Origin of the sequence: Streptomyces sp. NPDC006510 (assembly GCF_040611955.1) — a bacterium.
GTDB lineage: Bacteria > Actinomycetota > Actinomycetes > Streptomycetales > Streptomycetaceae > Streptomyces.
This window is the reverse complement of record NZ_JBEXPH010000246.1, coordinates 1-10296: the sequence shown is the minus strand read 5'-3', so window position 1 is coordinate 10296 and position 10296 is coordinate 1. Positions and strand designations below refer to the sequence as shown.

7 protein-coding genes and 1 riboswitch are annotated in these 10296 nt (G+C 70.9%); of the genes, 2 read left to right on the top strand and 5 right to left on the bottom strand.

The genetic code is table 11. The annotated features are described in order from the left end of the window. On the bottom strand, positions 1-1882 hold a 1882-nt coding region (locus ABZY11_RS39265; protein WP_356483756.1), incomplete at its 3' end, for a GNAT family N-acetyltransferase. A gap of 172 nt (positions 1883-2054) precedes the next feature. Here ABZY11_RS39265 and ABZY11_RS39260 point away from each other — a divergent pair. Further along, positions 2055-2336 carry an HPr family phosphocarrier protein gene (locus ABZY11_RS39260; protein WP_356483755.1) on the top strand — a complete coding sequence of 94 codons (282 nt, stop codon included), beginning with the start codon at positions 2055-2057 and terminating at the stop codon, positions 2334-2336. A 270-nt stretch (positions 2337-2606) separates the two neighbouring features. Here ABZY11_RS39260 and ABZY11_RS39255 read toward each other — a convergent pair whose 3' ends face one another. From ABZY11_RS39255 to ABZY11_RS39240, 4 genes are all read right to left on the bottom strand, one after another. After that, entirely contained in the window at positions 2607-3302 is a 696-nt protein-coding gene (locus ABZY11_RS39255; protein ID WP_356483754.1) for a GntR family transcriptional regulator, read from the bottom strand. 224 nt (positions 3303-3526) lie between these two features. Continuing rightward, positions 3527-4348: a M23 family metallopeptidase gene (locus tag ABZY11_RS39250; protein ID WP_356483753.1), complete on the bottom strand. Its 822-nt coding sequence runs from the start codon at positions 4346-4348 to the stop codon at positions 3527-3529. A gap of 13 nt (positions 4349-4361) precedes the next feature. Continuing rightward, positions 4362-4528, bottom strand: a riboswitch (cyclic di-AMP (ydaO/yuaA leader). 271 nt (positions 4529-4799) lie between these two features. Next, positions 4800-6182: a pitrilysin family protein gene (locus ABZY11_RS39245; protein WP_356483757.1), complete on the bottom strand. Its 1383-nt coding sequence runs from the start codon at positions 6180-6182 to the stop codon at positions 4800-4802. A gap of 26 nt (positions 6183-6208) precedes the next feature. Continuing rightward, positions 6209-7591 carry a pitrilysin family protein gene (locus tag ABZY11_RS39240; protein WP_356483752.1) on the bottom strand — a complete coding sequence of 461 codons (1383 nt, stop codon included), beginning with the start codon at positions 7589-7591 and terminating at the stop codon, positions 6209-6211. 270 nt (positions 7592-7861) lie between these two features. Here ABZY11_RS39240 and ABZY11_RS39235 point away from each other — a divergent pair. Continuing rightward, positions 7862-10296: DNA topoisomerase IV subunit A (locus ABZY11_RS39235; protein ID WP_356483751.1), on the top strand; the 2435-nt coding region annotated here is incomplete at its 3' end.

Below are 10296 nucleotides of genomic sequence, written 5' to 3'. Positions count from 1 at the left end.
GCTGCGCGACCGTGCTGGTGGCGGCGGCGAGGGCTTCGGCCAGCCCGCCGATCTCGACGTGCACGACGGCCACCGGCTTGGCCGGACCCGCGGCGGCGGCCGTGTGCAGGGCCGCCGCGAGCACCTCTCCGTCGCCCGATTCCGCCTCGCCGTCCTCGCCGACCCACGGGATCGCCGTCACGACCACCGAGTCGCAGGCGTCATCGGCGAGGGCCTCGGCGAGGGCGTTCCTGAAGTCCCGCGGAGTGGCGGCGGTGGTGAGGTCGAGGGGCGGGCGCGGGCGCAGCCCCTCGGCGAGGCAGGCGTCGTACGTGAGGAGGCCGAGCGATTCGGAGTTGCCGAGGATCGCGACCCGGGGGCCGGCCGGGAGCGGCTGGTCGGCGAGGAGGAGACCGGCGTCGACCATCTCCGTCACCGTGTCGACCCGGATCACGCCCGCCTGCCGCATGAGCGCCGAGACCGTCGCGTCCGGGATCCGGCTGATCGGCACCGCGTGGCCGGGCGGGGTGGAGCCGCTGTGCCGGGCCCCCTTCACCACGACCACCGGCTTCACCGCCGCGGTGCGCCGCGCGAGGCGGGTGAACTTGCGGGGGTTGCCGAGCGATTCGAGGTACAGCAGGGCGACGTCGGTGTCGGGGTCCTCGTACCAGTACTGGAGGAAGTCGTTGCCCGAGATGTCGGCGCGGTTGCCCGCGGAGATGAAGGTGGACAGGCCCGCGCCGCGCCGGTAGAGCCCGGAGAGCAGCGCGATGCCGATCGCGCCGGACTGGGTGAAGAGGCCGATGCGGCCGGGGGCGGGCGGCTCGGGGGCGAGCGAGGCGTTCAGCCGGACCGATTCCGCGTTGTTGATGAGGCCGAAGGCGTTCGGGCCGATGATCCGCATCCCGTACGAACGGGCCTGGCGGACCAGTTCACGCTGCCGTTCCCTGCCCTCGGCGCCCCATTCGGCGTATCCGGCGGAGAGCACGACCAGGCCCTGGACACTGTGCTCGCCGCAGTCCGCGACGGCTTCCGGGACCCGGTCGGCGGGCACGGCGACGACCGCGAGGTCGACCGGTTCGCCGATCTCGCCGATCGAGCGGTGGGCGGGGACGCCGTCGATCGTGTCCAGGTCGGTGGCGAAGGCGCGGTTCACGGCGTACGTACGGCCGGTGAAGCCGGCGCCGAGGAGGTTGCGCAGGACTGTGCGGCCGACGCCGCCGGGGGTCCGGCCGACCCCGATGACGGCGACGGAGCCGGGGGCCAGCAGGCGTTGCACCGACCGCGCCTCCGCCCGCTGCTCGCGGCCGCGTTGGACGGCGAGGGACTCGGCGGTCGGTTCGAGGTCCAGGGTGAGGTGGACGGAGCCGTCCTCGAAGCTGCGCTGCTGGGTGTATCCGGCGTCCCGGAACACCTTGATCATCTTGGTGTTGGCGGGCAGCACCTCGGCGGCGAAGCGACGGATGCCGCGCTCACGGGCGACGGCCGCGATGTGTTCGAGGAGCGCCGAGGCCACGCCCCGGCCCTGGTGCGCGTCCTGGACGAGGAAGGCGACCTCGGCCTCGTCGGCGGGCGTGGAGGCGGGCCTGCCCCGCTCGTCGATCCGGTCGTAGCGAACGGTCGCGATGAACTCGCCGCCGACCGTGACGGCGAGCCCCACCCGGTCGACGTAGTCGTGATGGGTGAAGCGGTGCACGTCCCGGTCGGACAGTCGTGGGTACGGGGCGAAGAACCGGTAGTACTTCGACTCGTCGGAGACCTGCTCGTAGAAGCTGACCAGCCGTTCGGCGTCGTCCGTGGTGATGGGCCTGATGCGTGCGGTGCCTCCGTCGCGGAGCACCACGTCCGCTTCCCAGTGGTCGGGATAAGCGTGATGCGGACTCTGCTCCGGCGCGGGCTGCATGGGCAAAGACTACGGCTCCGTCAGCGGTCGCGTAGGTCTCGGGGCCGGGGCAGTCTGAGAGGGCCGATCGGCGGTACCGCAGGCATCGCGGGCTTTTCCGGGGTCGGCCGGAGCACTGCGCACCGCGTGAGAGACTGGTCTAGACAACTGTTGATTCGTGAAGGGCAGAACCATGGCTGAGCGCCGCGTCAACGTCGGTTGGACCGAGGGCCTGCACGCCCGCCCCGCTTCCATCTTCGTCCGTGCCGCCACGGCTTCCGGCGTCCCCGTGACGATCGCCAAGGCCGACGGCAACCCGGTGAACGCCGCCTCCATGCTCGCGGTGCTCGGTCTCGGCGCACAGGGTGGCGAGGAGATCGTGCTCGCGTCCGAGGCCGACAACTCCGAAGCAGCCCTGGACCGTCTGGCGAAGCTGGTCGCCGAGGGGCTTGAGGAGCTCCCGGAGACCGTCTGAAACATGTTCCGCGCGAGAGCCGTGGCACCCCGAACCGGGGCCGCGGCTCTTTCGTTCTCCTGAACGGGCCGCCCGGCGGGGGCCGTACGGAATACCCGGGCCATCCGGATCCGGCATACAGAACCCGGGCGCATCGAATTCATGCATGCCGAATGCGGGTGCACGAATTCGGGCACAAGGATTCCGCGCACACAGAATTCAGGCACGCGAGATTCCGGCGGCACGGAACGGGTCCCGCGCAATCACATGTGTTTGTATACGGCGTAATTGTTAATGCCGGACGCCTACGGTGTTTACGGAATGTTGCGAGGTCCTCACCCGGCCGGCGCGGGGAGCGGCGGGCTGCCGTCGCAGCCGGTGCGCGGCCGCGGCCCGTTCGGCGTGATGGGCGGCCAGCGCCCTGGCCCGCTCCGCGTCGCCGCGCGCCACCGCGTCCACGATCGCCCCGTGCTCGGCCCAGGAATCCACCGGCCGGGCCGACGGCTCGACCGCGTACATCCAGGCGATCTTGTGCCGCAGCTGGGTGAGCAGCGCGATCAGGCCGGGGCTGCCGGAGGCCTGCGCCAGCGTCTCGTGGAACCAGCCGCCCAGCGAGCGCAGGTCCTCGCCCTCGCCGCGCCTGGCCCGGTCCTGGCCGAGCCGCACCAGACCGCGCAGCACCTTGAGGTGCGCCTCGGTGCGTCGTTGCGCGGCGCGCGCGGCACCCAGTGGCTCCAGCAGCGTGCGGACTTCCAGGAGGTCGGCCGCCTCCAGCTCGGTGGGTTCGGCGACGCAGGCACCCGCGTGCCGGCGGGTGACCACGAAACCCTCGGACTCCAGGGTGCGCAGCGCTTCCCGTACCGGGACGCGGGAAACTCCATATCGACGTGCCAGCAACTCCTCCGTGAGACGGCTGCCGCGTTCGAAGACACCGGAGACGATGTCGTCACGGATTGCCGTGCATACCGAATGTGCCGGAATGCGCATGTCCGAACCTCCGCCTCAATCCCCGCGAAACGCGGCCGGCCGACGCCTGTTCTGCGACTCTATTGCAATGCGGCCGCATTTCCGATGCCGGATGGAAATTCATGAATATCTTTTGGCACGGAGCGGTTCGGCGGCCAGGCATCGCCCGCGGACGCATGGCGGGCACGCCGAAGACCCCGGCACGCTGCCGGGGCCTTCGGTGAGGTACTGCGGTGGGGCGTCGGTCAGACGTTGACACCGTGGGCGCGCAGGTATGCGACCGGGTCCATGTCGGAGCCGTACGACGGCGTCGTCCGGGCCTCGAAGTGGAGGTGCGGTCCGGTGGAGTTGCCGGTCGAGCCGGAGAGGCCGATCTGCTGGCCCGCGGCGACGCTCTGGCCGACGGAGACACCGATCGAGGAGAGGTGGCCGTACTGCGTGTACGTGCCGTCCGCCATCCGGAGCACGATGTTGTTGCCGTACGCCCCGCCCCAGCCGGCCTCGACGACCGTACCGGCGCCGACGGCGACGACGGAGCTGCCGGACGCGGCGTGGAAGTCGATGCCCGAGTGACTGCCGGAGGACCAGAGCGAGCCGCTGGACTTGTAACCGGTGGTGACGTACGAACCGGCGACCGGGAGCCGGAAGGAGCCCAGCCGCGTGCGCTCGGCGGACCGGGCGGCGCGCGCCTTCTCGGCACGGGCCTCGGCGGCGCGCTTCGCGTCGGCCTCGGCCTTGGCCAGCGCCTTGGCCTTCGCCTCGGCCTTCTTCTTGGCCTCGGCCTTCCGCTGGGCCTCCGCCTTCGCCTTGGCCGCGACATCCGCCTGGTGCTGCTGCGCGTCGGCCTGGGCGTCGATCCGGTCGGCGAGGGTCTTGTCGATGGCGATGACCTGGTTGAGGCCGGTCTCGCTCGCGGAGGGGGCCTCGGAGTCCGCGGCGAGCGCAGGAGCGGCCAGGCCGCCGATGACGCCGGTGGTGGCCAGAGCCGCGACGCCGACGACCTTCGCGCTGCGGCGCGTCAGTCGGCTCGGGGCACGGTGCTTCCCGGTGGCACGGGTGAACGCCATGGAGTGGCTGATCCTTTCCTTCCTTCTCGCCTACCGGGTTAGCTGACGGGTTCGGAGCAGGAAGGTCTCCTACGGGTGCCTCGGCCCCATCGGGGCTCAGGCATCCGATTCACCCCAGGGACTGCGTGGGTCCCCGGCTCCCCAGGCTCGCGCCTGACGGGGACTCGGCGATGGCTGTCCGGTACGTCGCGGATGCGGCATAAGAGTGACGGACAGCCGAGCCGACGCTAAGCGGGGTCACTTTCATTCACCAAACGGACAGGCCATTTTGTAGCGCATCCCACAGGGCAGACAGGCAACCTCCCCCTCGGAACGGACAAAAGGGAAGACCCCGGTGAGATCTCGCTCACAGGGGTCTTCCTCTTGTCCCGGTATCCGGCGATATGTCGGAGGGTGAGGCCGCTCATGGTGGAGTGACCGGCCCGTCGGCCGACTCCCGCCGGACCGGTCGTCAGCCGGTGACCACCGACACCTCTCCGATGCCCAGAGCCCGGACGGGCTCCGCGATCCGAGCCGCGTCGCCGACGAGGACCGTGACCAGCCGGTCGCCCGGGAAGGCGTTGACGACCGCCGCGGTCGCCTCGACCGTGCCGGTCTCCGCGAGCCGGGCGTACAGCTGCGCCTGGTAGTCGTCCGGCAGGTGCTGCTCGACCTGGTCGGCGAGGGTGCCCGCGACGGAGGCCGCCGTCTCGAACTTCAGGGGTGCGACACCCACGAGGTTCTGCACGGCCGTCTCGCGCTCCTCGTCGGTCAGGCCCTCGGCCGCCAGGGTCCGCAGCACCGTCCACAGGTCCTTGAGCGCCGGTTCGGTGGACTCCGTGTCCACCGAACCGCTGATGGCGAGCATCGCGGCGCCGGTCGCCCCCGAGGCGGAGTCCGGGGCCGACGACCGCAGCACCTGGGCGAAGGCCCGTACCCCGTACGTGTAGCCCTTCTCCTCGCGCAGCACACGGTCGAGGCGGGAGGTGAGAGTGCCGCCCAGGCAGTACGTGCCGAGCACCTGGGCCGGCCACACGCTGTCGTGCCGGTCGGCGCCGATCCGGCCGATCAGCAGCTGCGTCTGCACCGCGCCCGGACGGTCGACGATCACCACCCGCCCGGTGTCGTCGGCGGTGATCGGCGGGGCCGGACGGGGCTCGGCGGTGTCTCCCGACCAGTCGCCGAGGGTGTCGGCGAGCAGCGCGTCCAGGTCGATGCCGGTGAGGTCTCCGACGACCACGGCGGTCGCCGTGGACGGCCGGACGTGGGCGTCGAAGAAGGCGCGCACGGCCGCCGAGTCGATCCGCTCCACCGTCTCCTCGGTGCCCTGGCGCGGGCGCGACATCCGTGCCGTGGCAGGGAAGAGCTCCTTGGAGAGCTGCTTGGCGGCCCGCCGGGCCGGGTTGGCCTGCTCGTGCGGGATCTCGTCGAGCCGGTTGCGTACCAGCCGCTCGACCTCGCTGTCGGCGAAGGCGGGCGCCCGCAGCGCCTCGGCGACCAGGGCGAGGGCCTTGGCCAGCCGGGAGGCCGGGACCTCCAGGGAGACCCGGATACCGGGGTGGTCGGCGTGCGCGTCGAGGGTGGCGCCGCAGCGCTCCAGCTCGGCGGCGAACTCCTCCGCGGTGTGCTTGTCGGTGCCCTCGGACAGTGCCCGGGACATGATCGTGGCCACACCGTCGAGGCCCTCGGGCTCGGCGTCCAGCGGGGCGTCGAGGAAGATCTCGACCGCCACGACCTGCTGACCGGGGCGGTGGCAGCGCAGCACCGTGAGGCCGTTGGGCAGGGCGCCGCGGTCCGGCGCGGGGAAGGCCCAGGGGCGGGCGACGCCGGGGGCCGGCTGCGGGTGGTACTGCATCGAAACTCCAGTCGCGGCAGCGTCGGTCACTTGTCCGCCCCTTCGTGCGCGTCGGTGTCGTCGGCGTCGGTCTCGTCGGTGTCCGCCGCGTCCGCGGGCTCGGCCGGTTCGACCGGCTCGTAGACCAGCACCGCCCGGTTGTCGGGGCGCAGCTGGGCCTTGGCGGCCGCCTGGACCTCCTCCGCGGTGACGTCGAGCACCCGCTGCACGGCGGTCAGGGCGAGCTGCGGGTCGTCGAACAGCACGGCGAACCGGCACAGTTCGTCGGCGCGGCCGGCGACCGTGCCGAGCCGGTCCAGCCACTCGCGCTCCAACTGGGCCTGCGCACGCTCCATCTCCTCGGGCGTGGGGCCCTCGGCGGCGAACCGGGCGAGCTCCTCGTCGACCGCGGCCTCGATCTGCGGCACCTCGACACCGCCGGACGTCTTGACGTCCAGCCAGCCGAGCGAGGGCGCACCTGCCAGCCGCAGCAGCCCGAACCCGGCTGCCACGGCCGTACGGTCACGGCGGACCAGGCGGTTGTGCAGCCGCGACGACTCGCCGCCGCCGAGCACGGTCAGCGCGAGGTCCGCCGCGTCGCACTCGCGGGTGCCGTCGTGCGGCAGCCGGTAGGCGGCCATCAGCGCCCGCGCCGGGACCTCCTCGCGCACCTCTTCGCGCAGCTGCTCGCCGATGATCGCGGGGAGCGTGCCGTCGCGCGGCGGCTGCTTGCCGTCGTGGGAAGGGATCGAGCCGAAGTACTTCTCGATCCAGGCGAGGGTCTGCTCGGGGTCGATGTCGCCGACGACCGAGAGCACCGCGTTGTTGGGCGCGTAGTACGTACGGAAGAAGGTGCGCGCGTCCTCCAGGGTCGCGGCGTCCAGGTCGGCCATCGAGCCGATCGGGGTGTGGTGGTAGGGGTGGCCCTCGGGGTAGGCCAGTGCCGTCAGCTTCTCGAACGCCGTGCCGTAGGGGACGTTGTCGTAGCGCTGGCGGCGCTCGTTCTTGACGACGTCGCGCTGGTTCTCCATGGACTCTTCGTCGAGCGCGGCGAGCAGCGAGCCCATGCGGTCGGCCTCAAGCCACAGGGCCAGCTCCAGCTGGTGCGTGGGCATGGTCTCGAAGTAGTTGGTGCGCTCGAAGCTGGTGGTCCCGTTGAGCGAACCGCCGGCCCCCTGCACCAGCTCGAAGTGGCCGTTCCCCTTGACCTGGCCGGAGCCCTGGAACATCAGGTGCTCGAAGAGGTGAGCCAGACCGGTGCGTCCCTTGACCTCGTGGCGCGAACCGACGTCGTACCAGAGGCAGACCGCGGCGACCGGGGTCAGATGGTCCTCGGAGAGCACCACGCGCAGGCCGTTGGCCAGGCGGTGCTCGGTCGCTGTCAAGCCGCCGGAGCCGGCCTGAGCGGTGGCCGTGTGACCCATGGGCATGTACGTCCCTTCGATCGCGATACTGGATTTGCTGCGAGACCTGACACTGTAAGCAAGCGCACGGACACCTGGCGAAGTTCCCATTCCGCGGAAGTTCGCGTGAAAGAGGGGCGCATCCCCCGCGCGGCCGGTCGGAAAAGCGCCTCGGGCGGGGCCGGGAACGCCCCTTGGGACGGGTCGAGGTCGGGGATGTCAGTGCGGCGGTCCACAATGGTCCGCGTCAGAACCTGAGGTTGCCCGAACAGAATCCGTGAAGGAGTCGCAGCAGCGATGGCCCGCCGCAGCACGAAGACCCCGCCGCCGGACGACTTCGAGGAGAACATCCTCGACATCGACGTCGTCGACGAAATGCAGGGCTCCTTCCTCGAGTACGCGTACTCGGTGATCTACTCACGGGCCCTGCCCGACGCCCGCGACGGCATGAAGCCGGTGCACCGCCGCATCGTGTACCAGATGAACGAGATGGGCCTGCGCCCCGATCGCGGCTTCGTCAAGTGCGCCCGCGTCGTCGGCGAGGTCATGGGTAAGTTGCACCCGCACGGGGACGCGTCGATCTACGACGCGCTGGTCCGTCTGGCGCAGCCGTTCTCCATGCGGCTCCCCCTGGTCGACGGCCACGGCAACTTCGGCTCGCTCGGAAACGACGACCCGCCGGCCGCCATGCGGTACACCGAGTGCCGGATGGCCGACGCGACGTCACTGATGACGGAGTCGATCGACGAGGACACCGTCGCTTTCCAGTCGAATTACGACGGCCAGGAGATGGAGCCGGCCGTTCTCCCCGCCGCGTACCCGAACCTCCTGGTCAACGGCTCGTCCGGGATCGCGGTCGGCATGGCGACCAATATGCCCCCGCACAACCTGGGCGAGGTCATCGCCGCCGCCCGGCACCTGATCAAGCATCCGGGCGCGGACCTGGAGACCCTGATGCGGTTCGTGCCCGGTCCCGACCTGCCCACCGGTGGCCGGATCGTGGGCCTGGGCGGCATCAAGGACGCGTACGCCCGCGGGCGCGGCACGTTCAAGATCCGTGCGACCGTCTCGGTGGAGAATGTGACGGCCCGCCGCAAGGGCCTGGTCGTCACCGAACTGCCCTTCACCGTCGGCCCGGAGAAGGTGATCGCCAAGATCAAGGACCTGGTCTCGGCGAAGAAGCTCCAGGGCATCGCGGACGTGAAGGACCTGACCGACCGCGAGCACGGCCTGCGCCTGGTCATCGAGGTGAAGAACGGCTTCGTGCCGGAAGCCGTGCTGGAGCAGCTCTACAAGCTGACACCGATGGAGGAGTCCTTCGGCATCAACAATGTGGCGCTGGTCGACGGACAGCCGCTCACGCTGGGCCTCAAGGAGCTCCTGGAGGTCTATCTCGACCACCGCTTCGACGTGGTGCGCCGACGCAGCGAGTTCCGCCGGGGCAAGCGCCGCGACCGGCTGCATCTGGTCGAGGGCCTGCTCGTCGCGCTGATCGACATCGACGAGGTCATCCGGATCATCCGGTCCAGTGACAATTCGGCGCAGGCGAAGGAGCGGCTCGTCGAGCACTTCTCGCTGAGCGAGACCCAGACGCAGTACATCCTGGACACCCCCCTGCGCCGACTGACCCGGTTCGACCGGATCGAGCTGGAGAGCGAGCGGGACCGGCTCAACGGCGAGATCGACGCGCTGACCGCCATCCTCGAATCGGACGCCGAGCTGCGCAAGCTCGTCTCCTCCGAACTGGCCGCGGTCGCCAAGAAGTTCGGCACCGACCGGCGTACGGTGCTGCTGGAGTCGGCCGGTTCGCAGGTCGCCTCGGTGCCGCTGGAGGTCGCGGACGACCCGTGCCGGGTGCTGCTGTCCTCGACCGGCCTGCTGGCCCGTACCGCCAATGACGAGCCGATCGTGCTCGCCGAGGACGCCAAGCGGTCCAAGCACGATGTGATCGTGTCGGCCGTGCCGGCGACGGCCCGCGGCGATGTCGGAGTGGTGACGTCCACGGGCCGGCTGCTGCGGCTCGCGGTGATCGACCTGCCCCAGCTGCCGGACACCCATGCGGCGCCCAATCTGTCGGGCGGGGCGATGGTCGCCGAGTTCCTCACGCTGGAGAGCGACGAGTCCGTCGTCTGCCTCACCACGCTCGACGAGGCCTCCCCCGGGCTGGCGATCGGCACCCTTCAGGGGGTCGTCAAGCGGGTGGTGCCGGACTACCCGGCCAATAAGGACGAGTTGGAGGTCATCACCCTCAAGGAGGGTGACCGGATCGTCGGCGCCGCCGAGCTGCGGACCGGCGAGGAGGACCTGGTCTTCATCACGTCCGACGGGCAGCTGCTGCGCTACCCGGCGGCACAGGTGCGGCCGCAGGGCCGTCCCGCCGGTGGCATGGCAGGGGTCAAGCTCGCTGCGGACGCCGAGGTGATTTCGTTCACCGCGGTGGATCCGGCCGCGGACGCGGTGGTGTTCACCGTCGCGGGCTCGCACGGCACGCTGGACGACTCGGTGCTGACGTGCAAGCTCACCCCGTTCGACCAGTACCCGCGCAAGGGCCGGGCCACCGGTGGTGTGCGCTGCCAGCGGTTCCTCAAGGGCGAGGACGTTCTGGTGTTCGGCTGGGCGGGTGCGACGCCTGCCCGCGCCGCGCAGCAGAACGGCACGCCGAGCGAGCTGCCCGAGCCGGACCCGCGGCGCGACGGTTCGGGGACGCCGCTGGCCAAGCCGGTCGCGGTGGT